Here is a 22,717-nt window from a genome sequence, read left to right on the forward strand (position 1 = left end):
AATTCTATTGATGAATCCATCTGATCTTCATTTGCTTAAGACTTTTACCCATTATTTTCTGCATTTGGTTTTTCCGGGAATTGTTGCATTTGTGTTTTACAGAAAAGATTGGAAGAAAGTGTATCTCATTCTTCTGGCAACAATGTTGGTGGATCTTGATCATCTGTTTGCAGATCCTGTTTTTGATCCGGACAGAATGAGTATCGGGTTTCATTTCTTACATTCTTATTATGCTATTGCGGTTTATTTTTTGCTGCTTTTTTTTAAAGGAAATATAAGAATAATAGGTATCGGACTTCTCCTTCACATGATCACAGATTATCAGGATTTTGTTCTCTGGCCTCATTAAAATATGATTAATGTTTCCTTTTAAAAAAAGCCCATAGATTTTTTGTATTTTAGAGACGCTTATGAAACTAAAAGAAATTTTACATTACACCTACATTTTCCCCGTACTTGCTGTTATTTATTACTTCACCGGATTAATGGGTACAGGAACGGTTTCTGATATTGTTGCCGGATTTCTGTTAATAGGAAGTGTACTTTCTGCCGTGCATCACGCAGAAGTGGTTGCCCATAAAGTTGGCGAACCTTACGGAACAATTATTTTGGCACTTTGTATAACCATTATAGAAGTTGCCCTGATTATTTCACTGATGGTTGCAGGAGGCGATCAGGCTTTAACCTTAGCAAGAGACACTGTTTTTGCGGCGGTAATGATTATTCTGAATGGAATTATCGGTATCTGTATATTGGTGGGAGGGGTGAAGTATTTTGAGCAGTATTTCGCTCGCACCTCAGCAACAACATATCTGATCAGTATCGTTTCTATTCTCGTGATTACTTTGATACTACCAAATTTTACATCAAGTGTAAACGGACCTTATTACAATACTGCACAGTTGATCTTTGTTTCTATTGCCTGTCTTGTGATTTACGGGGTGTTTTTGATGGTTCAGACGGTAAGACACAGAAGTTATTTTGTTCCGGCAGACGGAAATACGGAGAGCCATTATGTGCCAACTAAGACTCAGACTATTGTCAGTTTTCTGTTTTTGGTTATTTGTCTGGTGATTGTTGTGCTTTTGGCGAAAGGTTTATCCGGTACAATTGAAGATGTGGTCCAGAGTATGGGTGCTCCGAAATCTCTTGTCGGAGTTATCATTGCAGCGGTTGTCTTACTTCCGGAAGGTTTGGCGGCGATAAGGGCTGCGAGAAACAATCAGATTCAGTCAAGTCTTAATTTAGCATTGGGATCTGCTTTGGCAAGTATTGGCTTAACGATTCCTGCCATTTCTGCAGTGAGTATTATGTACGATATCCCTTTGGTTTTAGGTTTAGATAAGAAAGATATTATTCTGCTTACTTTATCGGTTTTCATCGTAATGCTTTCATTAAGCAGAGGAAAAACGAATGTATTGTACGGAACGGTTTTGCTGGTGAATCTGGCTGCCTATATTTTCACAGTAATCGTACCTTAAATTAGAGCAAGCAACTATAAAATCAAGAACTTTTATGGTTTTCTAGCCATTTCCATTTTGTAAGCCATTAAATTGGCGATATTTTCAGATTTGGTAATGGCCATAGAAGCGTTTTGACCGATAAAATTCTCTTCAACAGTATTTTTCCAGAGTTTTAGCCATTGCGTAAAATGCTGTTTTTCCATTGCCTGAATTTCGTTGATCGGAAAGTGCATCTGCATCGGGTTTCCTTTATAGCTCATCTGTCCGAATAAAATGGTTTCCCAAAACGAATACATCTTAGGCAAATGCTTTTCCCAATCTACCTTTACGATGTCTTTAAAGAAGAAACCAATTGTTTCGTCTTCTGCAACTTTTTTATAAAATGAGTTGACGAGCAATTCTATGTCTTCTCTCGATTCTAAATCTTTCATTGGTAATTTTATTTTCGATTCAATTTCGTTCTTCAAATTTAGTTTAAAAATAACATGATATTTCATTGGGCTACCTGTAAAATTTCATAAAAAACAATGTTTTATCTTTGCGCTTTCTAACTGCGGTTTAATAAACAGGAAAATGTAAGCACACAAATGACAATACAATATGGCAAGAGGTTTTAAAAAAAGAATTCAGCAGAAAAACACAGACAGTAGCGGCTTTGGAGCAAATGCTTCAGGACGATTTATCAATAAAGACGGATTACCTAATGTAAAAAGGAAAGGAGTTAATATTTTAAACAGAATGAGCTGGTATCACACGATGCTGAACCTGTCTTCTTTCCGTTTTATTTCTTATCTGGTTTTGATGTATATTTTCATCAATTTTATTTTTGCAGCCATTTATTATTTTATTGGGGTAGAGCATCTTACGGGGATTAACAAGAGTAATCCTCTCGATGAGTTTATTGATGTTTTTTTCTTCAGCTCACAAACGTTTACCACAGTCGGTTATGGCAGAATTGCACCGGTGGGTTTTGTGGCAAGTCTTGTGGCTACTTTTGAAGCATTTCTAGGTTTACTTACTTTTGCTATAGCAACAGGTTTATTTTACGGTAGATTTTCACGACCCAGAGCATATCTTATGTTTTCAAAAGTGGCTGTCATTGCTCCTTTTCAAGATGTTACAGCATTGATGTTCAGAGTAGCGCCTTATAAAAACAATGCGTTGACAGATGCAGAAGTTGTACTTTCTACTGCAATAGAGATTACAGAAGACGGAGATTCTAAAACGAATTTTTACACACTTGACACCCATCTCAATAGAATCAATACATTGGCACTGAACTGGACAATTGTGCATAAAATAGATGAAAATTCACCATTTTACAGGTTTTCAGAAGAGGATTTTAAAAATATAAATATTGAAATCATTGTGCATGTACGCGCATTTGACGAAGTTTTTTCTAACACCGTAGTCCAAAGATCTTCTTATGTTTCCAAGGAAATAATATATGGTGCACAGTTTATTCCGATGTATTATCCCGATATTTCAAAGCAATCAACGGTTTTAGATTTAGATAAAATAAATGAATTTAAAAAAGTAAATCTGCCCACTGTACAAGTTGATTAGAAATAATGAATGTAGATTTTTATAAAAAACAGGCTTTACAAAAGCAAAAAGAGCATAAAAAATTTTTAGACGGTCTCAAAAAGAAACCGCCTAAAAATCTTGACTATGTTGTTGAAGAAATTCATGAAGAGGTTTTCGAAAAAATTGACTGTCTGCAATGTGCAAACTGCTGCAAGACTACCGGACCTCTTTACACTGAGAAAGATATAGAGCGTATCTCAAAACATCTGCGGATGAAACAGGCAGATTTTGAAAGTAAGTTTCTGCGTGTAGATGAGGATAAGGATAAAGTTTTGCAGAATCTTCCGTGCTTCTTTCTGAATAACGATAATACCTGCTCGATCTATGAAGTACGTCCTAAAGCGTGTAGAGAATATCCGCATACAGACAGGAAAAAGATTTACCAAATCAATCACCTGATGATACAGAATACCGTGATTTGTCCTGCAGCATTTGAGTTTGTAGAAAAAATGATGAGCAGAATTAAATGATACTCTTAAATATATTTAAATAATACTAAACTTACGTTAAAAGATAAATTCAATATAATTTTATCAATCTCGCTTCGTTTCATTATAAAATCAATCCCCGTTGATTTATATTAGAAGTAGTTTTTTAGATAGTAAATTGGAATCCTGAAGCTTTAATGTTTCAGGATTTTTTCTGCTCAATTTCCATCATTCTGAACTGTATAATCTTTTCAATCAAATCTAAAGGAAGTTCTTCCTCAATCGGAAACTGTATCGTTCCTTTTGAAATTGTATACTTTTTTTCACTCAATTCTTCCTTAAATTTTTCTACAGCTTCGGCTCCTGGATAAAACCCGATGTGATTTTTATAACCTGCAAAATACACCAGCGGTTTTTTCAGATATTTGAATCCAGGCATTTGGTACCCAATATATTCTTCGATTTCAGAGTTTTGAGAATGAATGGTTTTTCTTAACAATTCAAATTTTATCTGAACTTCTTCAGGAAACAAATCACAATATTCATCAATAGTTTTGAATGTATTTTTCATGATTGAAAGTTTTAATAAAAATAAAAAAAGCGCTGAATAAATCCAACGCTTTCCTCTTTCACTATTACTTTTTCCCATTTATATTCCCGGGACAGGTTGTAAGAAAAAAGGCCGGGGAAACTTCCCGACCTTTATATTTTTATACGACTCCCTGAGCAAGCATTGCTTCTGCTACTTTTACGAATCCGGCGATGTTGGCACCTTTCACGTAGTTCACATAGCCGTCTTCCTCTTTACCATAGTCTCTACAAGCTTTGTGGATCCCGATCATGATCTCTTTCAGTCTTGCATCAACTTCTTCAGAAGTCCAGTTTAATCTGATTGAGTTTTGAGTCATTTCCAATCCTGAAGTGGCTACACCACCTGCGTTAGAAGCTTTTCCCGGAGAGAACAATACTTTGTTTTCAAGGAAATAATTGATAGCATCTAATGTAGAAGGCATATTGGCAGCTTCAGTTACACAAACGCAACCGTTTTCTACCAACATTCTTGCATCTTCTAAGTGTAATTCGTTTTGAGTTGCAGAAGGTATCGCAACATCACACTTCACTTCCCAAGGACGTTTGCCGGCATAGAAAATAGCTGACGGATATTTCTTAGCATAATCTTCAGCTCTGTTATTACCTGAAGATCTTAATTCTAATAAATAATCTATTTTATCACCGTCAATACCATCTTTATCATAAACATAACCGTCAGGACCAGAAAGTGTAACCACTTTTCCACCCAGTTCGTTTACTTTTTTGATAACTCCCCAAGCTACGTTTCCGAAACCTGATACCGTTACCGTTTTATCTTTAAAAGTCTGTCCGATAGTTTTCAGCATCTGCTCAGCGAAGTACACCACACCATATCCTGTAGCTTCAGGACGGATTAATGAACCACCGTAAGCCAAACCTTTTCCGGTAAGAACACCCGTAAATTCGTTTCTTATTTTTTTGTATTGACCGAATAAATATCCGATTTCTCTGGCTCCAACACCGATGTCTCCCGCAGGAACGTCAGTTTCAGGACCGATATGTTTGCAAAGTTCAGTCATGAAAGCCTGGCAAAAACGCATTACTTCCATGTCAGTTTTACCTTGAGGATCAAAGTCTGAACCTCCTTTTCCACCTCCCATCGGAAGTGTAGTCAGAGAGTTTTTGAAAACCTGCTCGAATGCCAAAAATTTAAGAACAGAAAGGTTGACCGTAGGATGGAAACGGATTCCTCCTTTATAAGGTCCGATTGCAGAGTTCATCTGAATTCTGAACCCTCTGTTTACCTGAATTTCACCTTTGTCATCAACCCATGGAACTCTGAAAATAATAATTCTTTCAGCTTCAGCCATTCTCTCAAGAAGCTTCATGCCTGTATATTCTTTTCTTGTTAAGATAAACGGAATTACAGTGATGGCAACTTCTTTTACTGCCTGTAAAAATTCCGGTTCGTTAGGATTTTTCGCCTCAATTTTAGCAATAAATTCCTGGATCTTCTGGTCAATATTATATTGTTCCATATTAAGTAGGGTTGAATATTATGTCAACAAATTTAATTTTTTTTTCAAGATTCACAATACCTGATTTGATATTTGCTGAAAACTCAATAATAATGCAACAGAATATTGTTAAATTGATAATTATGATCTAAAATTTGTTAAAAATTAAATGTTATATGTGAAATAATGAAATATTAAGAAATCGTTAATTTTCAAATAGCGAGAAATTGTCTCCCGGAAAATGATTTTACTTTCCCCAAAAGCTCCAATTCTAAAATCACCGGAAGTATCTTGTGTGAAGCAACAGAAATTTTCTCTGCCAAATCATCTAATGAAACATGTGGGTTTTCTGCAATGCTTTTATATATTATTTCTTGATTTTCAGATAATTGAATTGTCATTTTACTGTATGGGAAAAGTTCTTCTATTTTGGTTTTTGGTGAATTGATTCCTATAAGATCAAGCAAATCTTTAATCGTGGAAATTGCTGTTGCTTTATTTTGAAAGATAAGCTGATTGCAGCCCTGGCTGTATTTATCTGTGATTTTTCCGGGCAATGCAAAAATGTCTCTGTTGTAGGTATTTGCGAAAGTTGCGGTGCTGATAGAGCCGCCTCCAAATGCTGTCTCCACAACAATTGTAGCAGGAGAAATGCCGGCAACAATCCTGTTTCGCTGAATAAAATTTTCTCTGTCGGGTTTTCGTGAAGAATTAAATTCTGTTAGCAACCCTCCATTTTCTTCAAGGATTTTTTCTGAAAGCTTTCTGTTTTTTGAAGGATAAAAGGTGTGAAAACCGTGAGCTAAAACACCAATCGTAGGAATCTGATGTTTCAGAGACTGCTCGTGAACTTCTTTATCGACGCCTAAAGCTAATCCGCTTATCGAAATGAACGGATGGGGTTTTATTTCTTCAAAAAAATCTTCAATAAATTTTTTACCGTAAGCCGTCATGTTTCTTGTTCCGACTATACTGGTTGCTTTTACTTTTGTTTCAAAGTTTCCTTTTTGGTAGAGAATTGCAGGTGCATCGTCACATTCTTTCAGTAAAAACGGCAGCTCATTCTGTTGTCGCAGATTGATTTTGATGGAATTTTTTTCGCAAAACAGAATCTCTTTTTCAGCAAATTTCAGATGCTCAGAATTTCCAATATCAGAAACTGTTTTAGTGCCTATTCCATCGGTTTTGCTTAATTCTTTTTTTGATATTTCCCAGACGTTTTTTGCACTTCCGAAAGCCCGCACAAGCTTATAAAAATTAATATCTCCAATAAAATTACACTCACGAAGCGCGATAGAATAAAGGTGTTCTTCAGAATACATTTGTGTTTTTTTTATTCAAATGTAAACATTTTTAGATTTATTTTTTACGTATTTCGTCTAAACGATCCCAAATATCTTCATTTTTTTTGTAGGGTAATTCCAGAAAATCATCAGGATTGTTTTCTTTATATTCCTGCCAAAGCTTATCATCTTTTTCACTGTAATAGTTAGGAAATTCCCAGATATATCTTTTCTTTTTATCGCCAACATTTTTAAATGTAAAGGCAAGAATACTGCCTATAACAGCTCCTGATAAATGAGCTTGCCATGAAATCTTGCTCGGTTCCGGCATATTATAAAAAAGTTCTTCAGGAAACATTCCCCAAATCAAACTTCCGTAATATAAAACGACAAGAAGTGATATAGTTAGAAGCGTCATATTCCATTTAAAAACTCCGCTGAAAAACAGAAAAAATGCGAGAACATACACAACACCGCTGGCTCCGATGGTACAGGTGTACATATATTCACCCGTCAGAATGTCTATGGGTGGAAGTATCCAAAGTAAAAGTCCTGTAGCCAGCCAGCCCAAAACCAAAACTTTATTGGCAACCAAAGGATAAAACTGGTACAATAAAAACATCAAAACTGCAATGGGGATAGAGTTTCCGAAGATATGATCTATACTTCCGTGGAGAAGAGGAGAGGTGATTATCCCCAACAAACCTTCCGGCAGTAACGGAATGATCGCACCGAAGCAACTTCCAAAAAAGCCCAGCATCTGTAAAAAATATCCCAACCACATGGCTCCAAGCATGAGCAGAGGATTGATGATTGCGTTTTTGTGAATTACATTTTTAAACATGAATGAAAACTGTCAAATCAAAAGCCAAGTATAAATTTCGGAAAATTTGTCGATGATTTGGGATTTTAAAAACGATTTGAGACAAAACGCTATGATTTTAATAGAATTATGGCTCAGAAAATCCCATCAGTTGGAATTTAAATTTATATACTTATTTTTGCACTTGAAAAAATACAATTTTATGAAAAATTATTTAATACTGTTATTGATGTATTTCAGCGGTAGTTCTTTTGCTCAGGTAATAATTTCTGATTCAGCAGCAGTTGATACCATCAAAAAACCTAAATATTGGTCTGTAATTGCAAAAAATAGCCTCTTGTTTAATCAGGTAGCATTCTCAAATTGGGTAGGAGGTGGAGCCAATAATGTGGGATGGCTTGCAAGTGCAAATTATAATCTTACCTACGAGAAGGAACGCAACCTTTGGGAAAATATTATTATTTTAAATTACGGCCAAAATACTACCCAAGATATCGGAACCAGAAAAACTCAGGACGTTCTTAATATCTCCAGCAACTATGGAAGACAGTTTTCTAAAAGCTGGTATCTATCTACAGGTGCAAGTTTGCTTTCGCAGTTCTCTGGTGGTTTTGAAGACGGAAATAATCCGGAAGCAAAGAAAATATCAAATTTTATGGCTCCGGGATATGTGAATGCAGGTTTGGGTTTAACGTACAGACCAGATGACAATTTAACCGTAACGTTACGTCCTCTCAATGGCAGATTTACTTTCGTACTCGATAAAGAATTGCAGCTTGCAGGAAATTACGGTTTAAAAGCTGACGGAGATTTTTTCTTAATGCAAATTGGTTTCTTAGGTTCTGCGATTTATAAGGTTAAACTGATGGAAAATATAGAAATGACCAATACAGCCTCTATATTCTCCAATTATCTCGATAATCCAGATCATATGGTGCTGTCTTACAATATGCTTTTAAATATGAAAATCAACAAGTTTATCTCTTCGATCATTACGGTAGATGTCATGTACGACCATAATCAGATTCAGAAAACACAGCTGAAACAGACTTTGGGAATCGGGTTTGCGTATAATATTGATAATGGAGTGAAGCATTTCTGGCAGGAAAGATCATCAGTATTGGCTGAAGAAATAAAGTAAATCTCATTGAAACAAAAAAAGCATTTCCAATCGAAGTGCTTTTTAATATTTAGTGAAATTAATTTTGAATTAAAACTCCATCGTAACTTCAAGTTTTTCTGCTAAAAGTTGCTCTATTTTTACTTTTAATGGCTCAATGTCGATATTCTGCATCGCGTCATTGGCAAAAGCATATAACAATAAAGCTTGTGCTTCTTTTTTAGAAATTCCTCTTGCTCTTAAATAAAACAAAGCATCCTTGTTCAGCTGACCTACTGTACAACCGTGAGAACACTTCACATCATCTGCAAAAATTTCCAACTGAGGCTTTGTGTCGATCGTAGCTCCTTCGCTCAATAAAACATTGTTATTTTGCTGATAAGCATTGGTTTTCTGCGCAATTTTATTTACGAATACCTTTCCGTTGAAAACTCCGTGAGATTTATCTTTATAAATGCCTTTGTAATTTTGGTAACTCTGACAGTTTGGTGTATTGTGGTGAACCGCAGTATGATGATCTACCAACTGATCTTTCCCGATAATGGTGATTCCGTTCATGAAAGAGTTGATATTTTCACCGTTGTGAATAAAATCAAGATTGTTTCTGATGATTTTTCCTCCGAATGTAAACGTATTTACCGTCGTTAAGCTGTCTCTTTCCTGTTTTGCGAAAGTATGGTCTACCAGATAAGAAGTATCGCTGTCATTCTGAATTTTGTGCCAGTCTGCTTTTGCATTCTGATACGTGAAAATTTCAGTTACCGAATTGGTAAACACAAAACTCTCATCAAAATTATGGTGACTTTCAATGATTTCTACTTTAGCCCCTTCTTCAACAATCAATAAATTTCTGGTGTTGTAGAAAGTGTTTTCTTCTTGATTTTGAGAAAGATAAAAAACATGAATCGGCTTCTCAATGATCACGTTTTTCGGAACCTTAAGGAAGAACCCGTATTTGCAGTATGCCTGATTTAAGTTTGTAAAAGCTAAATCTTTTGCTGCGATGGTGTTGAAATATTTGTCGAAAACATCTTTGTGGTTTTCATCATTCAAAGCATAGTTGAAAGACAAAAATTCTGCATTTTCGATAGAAATGTTTGAAAGCTCTTTGCGAAGCTGACCGTTTACAAAAACAATCCAGTCAAAGTTTTCTTCTCCCAAATGAAGCTGATCCAGCTGTTCTTTGGAGATGTTGTGACTTTCTTTCGGGAAAAAGTTGTACTCTTTTTCTGTGATTTCTTTGAGGTTGGTATATTTGTACTCTTCGTCTTTCTTGGTAGGAAAACCTTTGATCGCAAATTTCTCAAGCGCCTTTTTTCTGTCGTCATCTAAAAATCTGTGACGCAGACTCTCCAAAAATTCACTGTGATTTTCTATTGTTTGATCGTATAAAGCCATTACTGATATTTGGGCCATCACACCTTTATTATAATTTAATTTGTATCAATATCGCAGTTTTTCACTGCCTTTTCGACTAAGAATTGATAAAAAACTTACCCAAAAATATTTTATTAGTTAAGCAACCAATCGTACCCTTTGCTTTCTAATTCTAAAGCTAAAGATTTATCACCTGTCTTAATGATTTTTCCGTTTGCTAAAACGTGTACATAATCAGGCTCAATATAATTCAGCAATCTTTGGTAGTGCGTAATCAGAAGAACTGCATTTCCTTCGTTTTTGAACTGATTTACCCCATCTGCAACGATTCTCAAAGCATCGATGTCTAATCCTGAATCGGTTTCGTCAAGAATAGCCAACTTAGGATTCAGCATCATCATCTGGAAAATTTCATTTCTTTTCTTTTCACCTCCTGAAAATCCTTCGTTCAATGATCTTGAAAGGAAATCTTTTTTAATTCCCAATTTCTCAGACTTTTCGCGAATCATTGCCAGCATTTCTTTTGCAAGCATATCTTCAAGATTATTGGCTTTTCTGTTTTCATTCAAAGCTGCTTTGATAAAGTTAGTCACAGAAACTCCCGGAATTTCTACCGGATACTGAAATGAAAGGAAAATACCTTTGTGCGCTCTCTCTTCAGGAGCATCTTCAATAATGTTTTCACCTTGAAAAAGGATTTCACCCTCCGTTACTTCGTAATCTTCTTTTCCTGCAATTACAGAAGAAAGCGTAGATTTTCCTGCCCCGTTTGGTCCCATGATCGCATGAACCTCGCCCGGCTTTATTTCAAGATTGATACCTTTTAATATTTGTGCGCCATCTTCAATTCTGGCGTGTAAGTTTTTAATGTTTAACATAAACTTTATTTATCGATCATTAAGGAATACTTAATGCTTTTATTATTTATTAATATTAAGAATTTAATCAATTCCTATGTTTAATTTTATTATTAATCTATTTAAAAATTATTCTAATAATTTGTAGATTTTTAAATAGTCTTTGTCATTCCGGAGGAATCTCAACAGCGTTGAAATTCTATGTTTAGATTCCTCCGGAATGACAAAGACATTGCTAATATTAGTTTGTAAAATTAAAATTTAAATAAAATCTTAATTTTATCCAACAGAACCTTCCAAAGAAATCTCAAGTAATTTCTGAGCTTCAATAGCAAATTCCATAGGTAATTTATTTAAAACCTCTTTACTAAAACCATTTACGATTAAAGCAATTGCTCTTTCGGTATCAATACCTCTCTGGTTGCAGTAGAAAATCTGGTCTTCACCGATTTTTGAAGTTGTAGCCTCATGTTCTAACTGAGCCGTAGGATCTTTAATTTCAATATAAGGAAAAGTATGTGCACCACATTCATTACCCATTAACAGTGAATCACACTGAGAAAAGTTTCTTGCTCCTTTTGCAGAAGGCATTACTTTTACCAGTCCTCTGTATGAGTTTTGAGATTTTCCTGCCGAGATTCCTTTAGAAATAATTGTTGATTTTGTATTCTTTCCGATGTGAATCATCTTCGTTCCCGTATCTGCATACTGATGATTATTGGTCACTGCGATAGAGTAGAACTCACCTACAGAGCCGTCACCTTTTAAAATACAAGACGGATATTTCCATGTTATTGCAGAACCCGTTTCCACCTGAGTCCATGAGATTTTAGCTTTGGTTTCACACAAACCTCTTTTGGTTACAAAATTGAAAACGCCACCTTTACCTTCTTCATTTCCGGGATACCAGTTTTGAACCGTTGAATATTTAATTTCAGCATGATCCAATGCAATCAATTCAACCACAGCGGCGTGAAGCTGATTTTCGTCTCTTGAGGGAGCTGTACAGCCTTCAAGATAAGATACATAACTTCCTTCATCTGCAATCACAAGCGTTCTCTCAAACTGACCGGTTCCTGCCTGATTAATCCGGAAATAGGTTGATAATTCCATAGGGCATCTTACTCCTTTTGGAATATAGCAGAAACTTCCGTCAGAAAATACTGCGGAGTTCAATGCTGCGTAAAAGTTATCACCTCTAGGAACTACTTTGCCAAGATATTTTCTTACCAAGTCTGGATGATTTTTAATCGCTTCAGAGATGGAACAGAAAATAATTCCTTTTTCAGATAATGTATCCTGAAAAGTTGTTTTTACAGAGACAGAATCTATTACAATGTCTACCGCAACATTTGAAAGTCTTTTCTGTTCTTCAATATTGATTCCTAATTTAGCAAAAGTTGCCAATAATTCAGGATCAACTTCGTCCAGACTTTCTAAAGTAGGGTTTGATTTTGGCGCAGCGTAATATTTTATAGCCTGAAAATCTGGTTGTGTGTATTTGATGTTTGCCCAAGTAGGCTCAGTCATTTTCAACCAAATTCTGAAAGACTCTAAACGCCATTCTGTCATCCATTCCGGTTCTTCTTTCTTGGCAGAAATAGCCCGGACGATGTCTTCGTTTAAACCAATCGGGAAATCTTCGTAATCGAGTATCGTTTCCCAGCCGAATTCGTATTTTTTATTTTCTAAATCGACGCGTAGGTCGTCTTCAGTATATTTACTCATTTTATTAGATTTTAGATTTCAGACTTTAGATTTTAGATTTCGCAATAGGCTCGTTTCTAATTTCTAACTCTAATTTCTAATTACAAAGAAAAACTCTCACCACAACCACACGTTCTGGCTGCATTAGGATTGTTAAAAACAAATCCTTTTCCATTCAATCCACCTGAGTATTCCAGGACAGTTCCTGCTAAATAAAGAATTGATTTTTTTTCTACAACAATTTTGATATTATTGTCTTCGAAAATCTGATCGGTATCTGTTTTTTTGTTGTCAAAACCTAAAACATATTCCAAACCAGAACAACCACCACTCTTTACTCCCACTCTTATATAATCTTCTGCCGGATTAAAACCATCTTCTGTCATCAGTTGAATAGCTTTTTCCTTAGCATGATCTGAAACTTTTATCATTGTATTTATTTAGAATGATTTAATAGTGCAAAAATACAAACTTTAATCAGTAATAAAAAATCGTAATTTTTATTTTATCAATTTTTATCATCGATGGCTTAACTTTGATGATTATTTAAAATCAAAACTATAAATCAAGGAAAATAATGAAAAAATTAGGCATTTTAGCTGTGGCGTTATTGGTGCAGACAACCTTTGCACAAACCAATAGATTTGTTTATCAGGTAACAATGAAATCTGACGCTTCTAATAAAGCGGATGTAAAAACGGAGAATGCTTATTTAGACATCTCGGCAGAAAAATCAATGTTCTATTCCGAAAACAGAATTAAAAGAGATTCGGTAATGCAGGCTAACCGTCAAAGTGGTGGTGCAAGAGGTTTCAACAGAGATCAAATGGAAAGTTTGAGAACCAATATTAATTATTCTATTGAGAAGGACAAAAAAGATCAAAAAACTTTTTACAAAGATCGTCTGGGAAGAGATCTTTATTCTTACGAAGAAGACCGACCTTTAAACTGGAAAATCTTATCTGAAACCACAAAAATTGGTGAATATAAAGTTCAAAAAGCTGAAACTGATTTTGGTGGCAGAACCTGGACAGCCTGGTTCACAACAGATTTGCCCTATCAGGATGGTCCGTATAAATTCAGCGGACTTCCTGGGTTAGTTGTGAAAGCAGAAGACACCCAAGGAGATTATTCTTTTGATTTAATGAAAAATTATAAGATTGCTGATTTTCCTGAAATGACCTCATTCGTAAATGTGATTAAAGTGAAAAGAACAGATTACCTTAAGCAACAGGAAAAATTCAAAACCGATCCTATGTCGTTTATGAATCAAGGTGGCGGTGGAGCTAGAATTGGAAATCGAGGTGGCGGAAATCAAAATCCGGCAGATATGAGAAAGCGAATGGAAGAAAGGGTAAAAGAAGAGGTGAAAAAAAACAGCAATCCTATCGAGCTGAAATAAATTAAAAAGACCTGAAGAAATTTCTTCAGGTCTTTTTTGTTATCTTAAAAGTTGATTAAAAGTATCTCCCTGCTTGATGTCTCCGGAATTATATCCTTTCATAAACCATTCTTTTCTCTGTGCCGATGAACCGTGCGTAAAACTTTCCTGATTTACATGTCCTTGCGTTTTTTGCTGTATATTATCGTCACCCACTGCTTCTGCCGCCTCAACTGCCGATTCCAAATCTCCGGGCTCTAAGAATTTTTCCCTTTCGTTAGAATATCTTGCCCAAAGTCCGGCATAAAAATCCGCTTGAAGCTCGGTTGCTACAGAAACCTGATTAAGCTGTGTTTCCGAATACTTTCCGCTTCTTCTTAATTGGTCTGTCTTGTTTAAAGTTCCCAGAAGATTCTGTACGTGATGTCCCATTTCATGAGCCATTACATAGGCGATGGTAAATTCGGTTACTTTAGCGCCAAATTTTTCCTGAAGTTCCTGAAAGAAACTCATGTCCATATAAACAGCCTGGTCTGCCGGACAGTAAAATGGTCCCATTGCAGACTGTGCCGTTCCGCAGCCAGATTGTGTTTGAGATTCAAATAAAACTACTTTTGCAGGCTGATATTGCATATTGTTTTCTGCGAAAATCTTAGTCCAGGTTTCTTCGTTTTCTGCGGTAATCATTTTGATGAATTCGCCAATTTGAAGTTCGTTTTGATTTAATTCTCGTTGTTCAGTCTGTGGTGCTGAACCTCCTCCTGAAAGAATCGCTGAAGGATCTCCACCAAGAAAAAATACAATTGCAGCAATAATAATCGTTCCCAGACCGCCGCCAACAATTGCTCCGCCGCCACCGGATCCTCTTCTGTCATCCACGTTACCACTTCTGTCGTCTGTCCATTTCATAATAAGTAATTTTACAGGTAAAGTTAAAAATATTCTTTATATAGAAATCATTTAGACTTGAGAATTTCCAAAACCAATATTTCCTTTTTTATTGGAAAGATTTCTTTTAAAATTAATCATGCTTAGAGCTGTTACTGCTGCTTCTACACCTTTGTTCCCAAGATCACCGCCACTTCGAGCGATAGACTGTTCTTTTGTATCATCTGTCAACACACAGAAAATTGTAGGAGTGTCGGTTAAAATATTACAGTCTTTAATTCCTTGAGCTACGGCATCACATACAAAATCAAAGTGTGGAGTTTCGCCTCTGATCACACATCCGATAGAGATTACTGCATCAAATTTGCGCTCTTTGCAAAGTTGCATACTCGCATAATTTAATTCAAAAGCCCCCGGAACGGAAAATAATTTGATGTTTTCAGACTTTACCCCTTCTTTTGCAAGAATTTCCAAAGCTGCGTCACGTAAGTTATAGGTTACAAAGTCATTCCACTCAGAAAAAACAATGCCGATAGAAAAATCTTCGGCATTGGTAATATGTAGTGGCTTGTAATCTGAAAGATTAACTGTTGCCATGTTTTTAGTTTATGTATTTAGCCATTTCTATATAAGAATCAGACATTCCGTTGTCGTAGTCCTGATATTTCTCGTCAATTGCTGCGAAATATTTTTTAGCTTCTGCATTTTTTTTCATTCCTAAAGCTAAAATACCCGCTTTTCTTGTGAAATAATAAGAAGTGTAAGGATCATCAGATGCTGAAGTGGCTTTGTCTAACAATGATAAAGCTTCATCGTTTTTGTTAAGTCCAGATTGTGCATCAGCCATTGCGCCATACTTCATTGCCATCAATGTTTTGTTATCAGATGAAAATTTATCCAAAAGATCATAGGCTTCCTGGAATTTACCTTCTTTGAATTTCAATAAACCTGCATTATAAGCAGAAAGTTTACCGATTTTAGTTGAAGAATATTCGTTGTAAGTTCCCAAATAACCAGGATTTGCTGCAGATTTTCCACCCAAAGCTTCTTTATCTTTACCTTCCGTAAGGTTTTTCTGAGCTGCTAAATAAGTTTTTACCGCTTCAGCATTTTTTGGAGCTACCACAAACTGTTGGTATCCGAAAAACCCTAAAACTCCCAAAACTAAAACTCCGAAAGCGATGCTTAATGGTTTCTGATATCTTTCTAAGAATCTTTCTGTATTTAAAGCCTCTCTATCAAGATCTTTAAAAAATTCTACTGTTTCTTTACCTTCTTGCTCATTTGGAGCATTTTTTCCCAATTTTGCCATAAATTCTTAAAAAATTGAACTGCAAATTTAATTGTTTCTAAGTGATTTACAAAATACTTTGCAGGTATTATTATCTGAATTGTAAATTCTTTATATTTTCATAAAATTTCAGCGTTATATTATTCGCTTATTATTACGGGTTGATCTTATAACTTGAAATTTTCCATTCTCCATTTACGTTTTTAAGCCCGAAAGTTGCTTTTAAAGAAGTTGTTCTTCCATTTTTATCAGTAACATCATAGGTTGCATTCACACTCGAGACATTAGGATTTGAAGCGTTGGTCGTAATGTTTTTCACACTTACGTTTTTCACAGCACCAAAACCAGATGTGGGATTAGAAAATGATTCATAGCTTCCCCAACTTGGATTGCTTGATGCGTCAAAAGCTGCTTTTAAATTTTGTGAACTTACATTATTTAAAAATTTGCTTACTGTACCTTTAGGGTCAGTTACCGCCGGTTTTGGCTGAGTAGGAGTTGTATTTGGATCTGTTACCGTACCTGGAGTAGTTCCTGTGGGATTGGCAGGATCAATCACTGCATTTGGATCTTCCACAATCATCGTCGAATCTGTTTTCGGAATTTCAGGAACTCTCAAAGCATTTGGATTTACATCCAATCCTATTTTAGACATTTTGAAAGTTTTTGAAGTTGTCTTTACGGAAACTGTGATGTCAATTTTATTATCAACAATTTTAGATGCGAGTAAAGATGAAAATTTAAGGTTAAATCCTTTGAAATTATTATCCAGCATTAAATTTTTCGCTGTCGAAAGCTTAATTCCGTTACTGAAAACTTCTAAAGTGGTTTCTAAAGCCGCGCCTGTAAAAGCAATAGGTTTTCCTGCATTGTCTACCAATCTTGGGATAATTTGCATTGATGTTGCCCCATATCCTGCATCACCGGATAATTGGGTTACAATATTTAAAGAGTTTGCTCTTACATCATTCGGGTCGCTTTCTTTTGCTGTTTCGTCACCGAAAATATTCATTTCTCCTAATGATGGTGGAGCTGTACTTGCCCATTCAATGCCATTTTTCTGAGCCACCTGATCTGCCATTGACAAAATTTCAGGAACTTTTTTTCCATCAATAAGTTGACCCAAAGCTTTCAGCTCATTCACATCGCCATCTGCCTCAACACCAAAAGTTTTTAGAATATATAAGGCTTCGTTAAATTTGATCTGTTTGATCGTCGTAAGACTTGATGCCATGTCATTGATGCTCGACTGTAAAGTCTGAGTCGTGGTAGCATCGGCATGATCTTTCTTACAAGCTGTAAAAAGAAGTAAACTAAAAATAAGTAGAAAACTTAGCTTTTTCATTTTGTTTATGGTTTGATGCAAATTTAGAAAACCTTTGTGAATAAAGTTTCTTTATTTTTTGTTTTCTTTTTCCTTTAAATCTTCTTTGAAGAACGAACTGAAAATAGTCTGCATATTTGGGAAGGAAGAATCTTGCCAGTAGCTGGTTGTGTATTGACTGATATCTTTATCGTATTTTACTTTTTCTACATCCTTATTGTCACTGAATTCCAGCTCAATAGGTGCGAAATTTTTATACACTATGATTTGATTATATTGTTGCTCAGTTTTATGTTTTACTTTGATGAAACTAATTTCATTGGATTCTAAAAGATCGCGCAATGTTTTTTTTGAATCTTTATCGTAAGAAACATTAATAATTCCTCTAATATCAAAGAAGCGATACCCGAAAAGAGCCAGTTCTTTCTCCTGAAGTGCTTCACCTGTGATTTCTATTTCGTCTTTATTTGTTCCTTTAAGTTCTTTTACTTTTGTGTTTTTCTGTTTGTATTCTTCTACATTACCTACACTTTTCAATTTTGGAAGCTCCAGGAAAGAATTATAATCCCAAGATCCCATTTCCTTTTTCTCGTTCTTAGCATTCTCTAATCTGAAAATGCGATATTGTTCGATGTTTGTACTTTTTACTTTTTTTGTTTTGTTATCAAAAACGTAGGTAACAATTCCGTCAACGTAACAATTGAGCTTACTGTTTAATGTTACATAGGCATTGAAATTTCCTTTTATCAAAATATATTTTGCAGGTTTGGTGTTTTTTATGACAACAGTTTCAATATCTTTTACCCGGTCATTTAGCTTTACCACATCTTTATCCAGTTCAGCATAAGAAAATGTTCCTAGCAATATATTCTCATAGACCAGTTGGAATTTTTCCTGAGAAGATGTTAACATCTTTCTTTCTATTTTTCCGTCAATGTCAGAATAGGCAACGATGCTTCCGTCATTTCCAAAGACTGAAACCTTTGGAAGGGGCTGGTTTGTTTTTTCAGAAAGAAAGGTTGTGGTCTGTGCGCTTACAAAGTTGAGTAAGAATACAAATAGTACAGTAAGTAGCTGAATTTTTTTCATGGTTTATTTTTTTAAGTTTATTTTATAATAAGACAGTATTTTTAATAAATGGTTGCCTTAAATGACAAAAAAAGACTGATTTATGATAAATCAGTCTTTTAAAGTTTTATTTTGTTACAAGTCCTTAGAAAGGATACTCATAAATTTCAGATTCGTGAAGGTAAGGGTTACCTGTCGGAATTAATTTTAATTTAGCCAATGCAGACATTACTGTGAAGATAAATAATCCTACAACAAATAAAATAGCACCCAATACTAACAGAAGAACTTCAGGAGTATTCCAGTAAGGACCAACCGTTCCCGGCATAACCATATTAAAATAATCTAAAAGGTGACCTAATATTACAACAACCGCCATAATAGTAACCACTTTATAATTTCTCTTAATGCTTGAACTTACCAATACCAATAGTGGTAATAAGAAGTTGATGATCAACATCGGTAAGAATGTCACACCGTAGTGCTGGAATCTTCCAAAGAAGTAATTAACCTCTTCCGGTACGTTTGCATACCAGTATAACATAAACTGTGCGAACCATGTATACGTCCAAAGCATACTTGTCGCAAAAAGGAAAACTCCTAAATCGTGCAAGTGATTGTCATTGAACTGTGGCAAGAATCCGTTTTTCTTCAGGTAAACACTAAGTAAAATAATTACTGCGATACCACTTGAAAGACAGCTAACCATAGAATACCAGATATACATTGTAGAATACCAGTGAGGGTCAATAGACATCAACCAGTCCCATGCCCAAGCTGCAGAAGCAAACCCGAAGAATGCGATATATCCTACTGCCCATCTGTAAAGGAACTGATACTCAACCAAAGATTTCGTATCATCTACTTTTTTAGATTGTGCTTTCAGTTTCCATGCGAAGAATGATGCTCCGATTACGTAGATCAATGTTCTGATTGCATAGAAAGGAATATTTAAAAATCTTTTCTTTTCAAACAAGATGACATCGAAATGTGCAGAATTTGGATCTGTTAAATCAGGATCCATCCAGTGGAATAAGTGACCTTGGTGGAAGATATTCAGTAGCATTAGAATTACTAAAATAGCACCACCATAAGGGATGTAAGAAGCAATAGCTTCCATTACTCTTGTAATAATAATTGGCCATCCTGCATGAGCTGCATGCTGAATACAGTAGAAAAATAATACTGCACAACTTACTCCGAAGAAAAATACTGCTACGAAATGTATTGCTGCCAAAGGCTGATTGTGAATCTGCATTGTTGCATGCTCAAGATGAGAAGCATGATCCTGAGGTCCTATCATCTCACTAGAATGTGTAGGTGCATCGTGACCAGCAGAATGAACTGCCTCCATCATGTGTTCAACTTTTTCTGCAGTTATTCCATGATTCATAAAATAACCAATTCCAAATAGAACTAAACCTACAACAAGAAGTATTATAGAAGTTGATTTTAATTTTGGTGAAAAACTATACATTTCTTTTCTTATTTTTTAGTTGCGGTAGAATCTGTTTTTGCTGCTGTAGTTGCTGCCGGAACTGCGCCTTTTTTAAAAGCATTCATCACGTACATTGCAACTCTCCATCTGTCACCAGCGTTTAATTGTCCTGCATAAGAACCCATTGCATTTCTACCGTTTGTTATTACATAATGTACAGAACCTACAGTGATTTCTCTGTCTGCATAATTGGGTACACCAGAGTATGCTCCGCTTTGCACGATTGGTCCTTGTCCGTCACCACCAGTTCCGTGGCAAGCTGAACAAGTATGATCAAATAATATTTTACCTCTTTCAATATCTTTCGCAGCATTAGCTGGGTTCAGAGGAGAAGAAGATAATGATTTTGAAGCATCATAACCAGCGTTATACTCATCCGGGTTTTTTGGAAGCTTATTTTCTGCGAAAATACCGTCTTTATTCTGAGCAACAGAACCTTCCACTGGGCCAAGACCTGTAGCACCGTTATTTTTCACAAATGCAGGAATCTCATTTTCATGATCTGAATAGGCGATCTCAGCTTTCATTAAAGGGTCGTAAGCTACCGGAAAGTACATATCCGGGAAATATACCAATGGGGTATTATCTTTTGGTCCGCAAGAATTAAGTAAAACTGAAGCTAAACCTAAAACTGCTGTTATTTTTAAAATATTTCTTTTCATTTTAAGCATCTTTTACAGTTATTTCTTCAACTCCCGTATCAACAAGCAGCTGCTTAATAGATTCTACATCTTCAGTAATAAATTCCATCATGAATTTATCGTCTGTGGTTCTAGGGTCTGGGTTCTGAGCCGGTGCACCTGGATACATTTTATTTCTAACCAAGAAAGTTAAAGACATCATGTGTGCAGCACAGAATACCATTAGTTCAAACATTGGAACTACAAATGCCGGCATGTTGTGAGCCCAATCAAAAGCTGGTTTACCACCAATATTCTGAGGCCAGTCATGATTCATCACGTACCAGGTAACGGTAGCGCCAATACTCACACCATATAAAGCGTAGATAAATGCAGCATCAGAAATTCTTGTTTTCTTTAAACCTAAAGCTTTATCTAGCCCGTGAACAGGGAATGGAGTATAAACTTCGTTTATTGCGATTCCTTTATCGTTGAATGCTCTAACTCCGTTCATAAGATCGTCGTCATCTGCATAAAGTCCGTATACAATTTTAGTGGTGCTCATCTCCTTCTTTTGCTTTATAAGTTTCACCTGAGATTTTCAAAATCGATTTTAATTCTGCCTGTGCAATTACAGGGAACGTTCTTGCGTATAGTAAGAATAATACAGAGAAAAACCCGATCGTTCCTAAATATACACCTACGTCGATAATGGTTGGTTTAAACATCGTCCAAGTTCCTGGCAAGTAATCTCTTGAAAGGTTGATAACGATGATGTCGAAACGCTCAAACCACATACCGATGTTGATGATTAATGCAATGATAAATGTTGCGATAATATTTGTTCTTATTCTCTTAAACCAGAATAATGCAGGGATAATCAAGTTACAAGTAATCAATGCCCAGAAAGCCCACCAGTAAGGTCCTGTTGCAGCACCCGGAGAAAGATAAGTAAAATCTTCAAATCTTGATCCAGAGTACCATCCGATAAAATATTCGGTTCCGTAAGCTACAGTTACCATACCACCGGTTAAGATGATTACGATGTTCATAATTTCAATATGATACATTGTAATATAATCTTCCAGGTGACACACTTTTCTGGCGATTAACAATAGCGTTTGTACCATTGCAAATCCTGAGAAGATTGCTCCTGCAACGAAGTAAGGAGGATAGATCGTAGAGTGCCATCCTTTGATTACTGAAGTAGCAAAGTCAAAAGATACTGTAGTGTGTACCGAGAATACTAGTGGAGTTGCCAAACCTGCCAATACCAAAGACAATTCTTCAAATCTCTGCCAGTGTTTTGCTTTTCCACCCCAACCGAAGGCAAGGAAGGTATAAATTTTCTTTGTCCAAGGAGTTTTTGCTCTGTCTCTGATCATTGCAAAGTCAGGAATCAATCCCATAAACCAGAAATACTGTTGACACTGAGAAATATGTAGAGATTGCAAATACGTCCCAAAGTAGAGGAGAGTTGAAGTTCCCCCAAAGAGAACCAAACTGGTTAGGAAGAGGGAATACCCAATATCCTACCCAAACTCTACCCATGTGAATCACCGGGAAGATTGCTGCCTGTACAACTGCGAAGATTGTCATTGCTTCCGCAGATCGGTTTACAGACATTCTCCAACGCTGTCTAAATAATAATAATACTGCTGAGATTAAGGTTCCGGCGTGACCAATACCTACCCACCATACGAAGTTGGTAATATCCCAACCCCAGTTAATAGTTCTATTAAGCCCCCATGCTCCAATACCTGTCCCGATAGTGTAGGCGATACAGCCAAATCCGTAGATGAAAAGAACTAAGGCTGCATATAGTGATACCCACCATAATTTTCCTGCTCTTTCTTCTATAGGTCGTGCAATATCTTCTGTGATATCGTGATAAGTTTTGTGACCAATAATCAGAGGTTCCCTTATCGGAGCTTCGTAATGTCCTGACATTTTT

At 35.8% G+C, this 22,717-nt stretch carries 22 protein-coding genes and 2 pseudogenes; 6 read left to right on the forward strand and 18 right to left on the reverse strand.

Annotation, left to right across the window (positions count from 1 at the left end):
* Nucleotides 1–10 precede the first annotated feature (10 nt).
* Both ACZZ9T_RS04375 and ACZZ9T_RS04380 read left to right on the forward strand, forming a co-directional pair.
* On the forward strand, nt 11–349 hold the full coding sequence (locus tag ACZZ9T_RS04375) for a DUF6122 family protein (RefSeq protein ID WP_463441077.1): 339 nt from the start codon (nt 11–13) through the stop codon (nt 347–349).
* 61 nt (nt 350–410) lie between these two features.
* The gene (locus tag ACZZ9T_RS04380; protein WP_463441078.1) at nt 411–1,481 is read left to right on the forward strand and encodes a calcium:cation antiporter; all 1,071 of its coding nucleotides are present in this window, start codon (nt 411–413) and stop codon (nt 1,479–1,481) included.
* A 32-nt stretch (nt 1,482–1,513) separates the two neighbouring features.
* On the opposite strand, the gene ACZZ9T_RS04385 is transcribed toward ACZZ9T_RS04380, so the two are convergent.
* Complete coding sequence (locus tag ACZZ9T_RS04385; protein WP_463441079.1) at nt 1,514–1,894, reverse strand: group III truncated hemoglobin; 381 nt, start codon at nt 1,892–1,894, stop codon at nt 1,514–1,516.
* Between the two features lie 169 nt (nt 1,895–2,063).
* Between ACZZ9T_RS04385 and ACZZ9T_RS04390 the strand changes: the two genes are divergently transcribed.
* Both ACZZ9T_RS04390 and ACZZ9T_RS04395 read left to right on the forward strand, forming a co-directional pair.
* Entirely contained in the window at nt 2,064–3,029 is a 966-nt protein-coding gene (locus tag ACZZ9T_RS04390) for an ion channel (RefSeq protein ID WP_463441080.1), read from the forward strand.
* Between the two features lie 5 nt (nt 3,030–3,034).
* On the forward strand, nt 3,035–3,520 hold the full coding sequence (locus ACZZ9T_RS04395) for a YkgJ family cysteine cluster protein (RefSeq protein WP_463430171.1): 486 nt from the start codon (nt 3,035–3,037) through the stop codon (nt 3,518–3,520).
* Nucleotides 3,521–3,680: 160 nt separating this feature from the next.
* On the opposite strand, the gene ACZZ9T_RS04400 is transcribed toward ACZZ9T_RS04395, so the two are convergent.
* The 4 genes from ACZZ9T_RS04400 to ACZZ9T_RS04415 form a co-directional block, all read right to left on the reverse strand.
* A complete protein-coding gene (locus ACZZ9T_RS04400; RefSeq protein ID WP_463441081.1) occupies nt 3,681–4,049 on the reverse strand; it encodes an iron chaperone in 369 nt (122 codons plus the stop codon).
* A 139-nt stretch (nt 4,050–4,188) separates the two neighbouring features.
* Entirely contained in the window at nt 4,189–5,547 is a 1,359-nt protein-coding gene (gene gdhA, locus ACZZ9T_RS04405) for an NADP-specific glutamate dehydrogenase (RefSeq protein ID WP_463441082.1), read from the reverse strand.
* 191 nt (nt 5,548–5,738) lie between these two features.
* Nucleotides 5,739–6,848, reverse strand: coding sequence for a DNA-processing protein DprA (gene dprA, locus ACZZ9T_RS04410; RefSeq protein ID WP_463441083.1), 1,110 nt, complete (start codon nt 6,846–6,848; stop codon nt 5,739–5,741).
* A 37-nt stretch (nt 6,849–6,885) separates the two neighbouring features.
* Nucleotides 6,886–7,653, reverse strand: coding sequence for a rhomboid family intramembrane serine protease (locus ACZZ9T_RS04415; RefSeq protein WP_463441084.1), 768 nt, complete (start codon nt 7,651–7,653; stop codon nt 6,886–6,888).
* Nucleotides 7,654–7,834: 181 nt separating this feature from the next.
* Here ACZZ9T_RS04415 and ACZZ9T_RS04420 point away from each other — a divergent pair.
* Nucleotides 7,835–8,768, forward strand: a pseudogene (locus ACZZ9T_RS04420) (DUF3078 domain-containing protein).
* A gap of 74 nt (nt 8,769–8,842) precedes the next feature.
* On the opposite strand, the gene sufD reads toward ACZZ9T_RS04420, so the two are convergent.
* The 4 genes from sufD to ACZZ9T_RS04440 all read right to left on the reverse strand — a co-directional run bounded on the left by sufD (nt 8,843) and on the right by ACZZ9T_RS04440 (nt 13,124).
* The gene (sufD, locus tag ACZZ9T_RS04425) at nt 8,843–10,150 is read right to left on the reverse strand and encodes a Fe-S cluster assembly protein SufD (protein ID WP_463441085.1); all 1,308 of its coding nucleotides are present in this window, start codon (nt 10,148–10,150) and stop codon (nt 8,843–8,845) included.
* A gap of 113 nt (nt 10,151–10,263) precedes the next feature.
* Nucleotides 10,264–11,007 (reverse strand): Fe-S cluster assembly ATPase SufC, encoded by a 744-nt coding sequence (sufC, locus tag ACZZ9T_RS04430; protein ID WP_463441086.1) that lies wholly within the window; start codon nt 11,005–11,007, stop codon nt 10,264–10,266.
* A 258-nt stretch (nt 11,008–11,265) separates the two neighbouring features.
* Entirely contained in the window at nt 11,266–12,714 is a 1,449-nt protein-coding gene (gene sufB, locus ACZZ9T_RS04435; protein WP_463430177.1) for a Fe-S cluster assembly protein SufB, read from the reverse strand.
* 80 nt (nt 12,715–12,794) lie between these two features.
* Nucleotides 12,795–13,124 (reverse strand): HesB/IscA family protein, encoded by a 330-nt coding sequence (locus ACZZ9T_RS04440; RefSeq protein ID WP_463430178.1) that lies wholly within the window; start codon nt 13,122–13,124, stop codon nt 12,795–12,797.
* A 146-nt stretch (nt 13,125–13,270) separates the two neighbouring features.
* On the opposite strand from ACZZ9T_RS04440, the gene ACZZ9T_RS04445 reads away from it, so the two are divergent.
* Nucleotides 13,271–14,095 carry a GLPGLI family protein gene (locus tag ACZZ9T_RS04445; protein ID WP_463441087.1) on the forward strand — a complete coding sequence of 275 codons (825 nt, stop codon included), beginning with the start codon at nt 13,271–13,273 and terminating at the stop codon, nt 14,093–14,095.
* Between the two features lie 39 nt (nt 14,096–14,134).
* On the opposite strand, the gene ypfJ is transcribed toward ACZZ9T_RS04445, so the two are convergent.
* The 9 genes and pseudogenes from ypfJ to nrfD form a co-directional block, all read right to left on the reverse strand.
* Entirely contained in the window at nt 14,135–14,983 is an 849-nt protein-coding gene (gene ypfJ / locus ACZZ9T_RS04450) for a KPN_02809 family neutral zinc metallopeptidase (RefSeq protein ID WP_463441088.1), read from the reverse strand.
* Between the two features lie 51 nt (nt 14,984–15,034).
* A complete protein-coding gene (gene ribH / locus ACZZ9T_RS04455; RefSeq protein ID WP_463430181.1) occupies nt 15,035–15,559 on the reverse strand; it encodes a 6,7-dimethyl-8-ribityllumazine synthase in 525 nt (174 codons plus the stop codon).
* A gap of 4 nt (nt 15,560–15,563) precedes the next feature.
* Nucleotides 15,564–16,274, reverse strand: a complete 711-nt coding sequence (locus ACZZ9T_RS04460) for a YfgM family protein (protein WP_463441089.1) — start codon at nt 16,272–16,274, stop codon at nt 15,564–15,566.
* A 133-nt stretch (nt 16,275–16,407) separates the two neighbouring features.
* A complete protein-coding gene (locus tag ACZZ9T_RS04465; RefSeq protein WP_463441090.1) occupies nt 16,408–17,598 on the reverse strand; it encodes a hypothetical protein in 1,191 nt (396 codons plus the stop codon).
* A gap of 51 nt (nt 17,599–17,649) precedes the next feature.
* Nucleotides 17,650–18,666, reverse strand: a complete 1,017-nt coding sequence (locus ACZZ9T_RS04470; protein ID WP_463441091.1) for a hypothetical protein — start codon at nt 18,664–18,666, stop codon at nt 17,650–17,652.
* 124 nt (nt 18,667–18,790) lie between these two features.
* A complete protein-coding gene (locus ACZZ9T_RS04475; RefSeq protein ID WP_463441092.1) occupies nt 18,791–20,122 on the reverse strand; it encodes a quinol:cytochrome C oxidoreductase in 1,332 nt (443 codons plus the stop codon).
* Nucleotides 20,123–20,130: 8 nt separating this feature from the next.
* A complete protein-coding gene (locus ACZZ9T_RS04480; protein WP_463441093.1) occupies nt 20,131–20,814 on the reverse strand; it encodes a c-type cytochrome in 684 nt (227 codons plus the stop codon).
* The gene (locus ACZZ9T_RS04485) at nt 20,807–21,328 is read right to left on the reverse strand and encodes a DUF3341 domain-containing protein (RefSeq protein WP_463430187.1); all 522 of its coding nucleotides are present in this window, start codon (nt 21,326–21,328) and stop codon (nt 20,807–20,809) included. The genes ACZZ9T_RS04480 and ACZZ9T_RS04485 overlap by 8 nt, the downstream gene beginning before the upstream one ends.
* Nucleotides 21,315–22,713 (reverse strand): annotated as a pseudogene (gene nrfD / locus ACZZ9T_RS04490) (NrfD/PsrC family molybdoenzyme membrane anchor subunit). The gene ACZZ9T_RS04485 and the pseudogene nrfD overlap by 14 nt, the downstream one beginning before the upstream one ends.
* Between the last annotated feature and the right edge of the window lie 4 nt (nt 22,714–22,717).

Source organism: Chryseobacterium sp. AC417 (genome assembly GCF_979258215.1).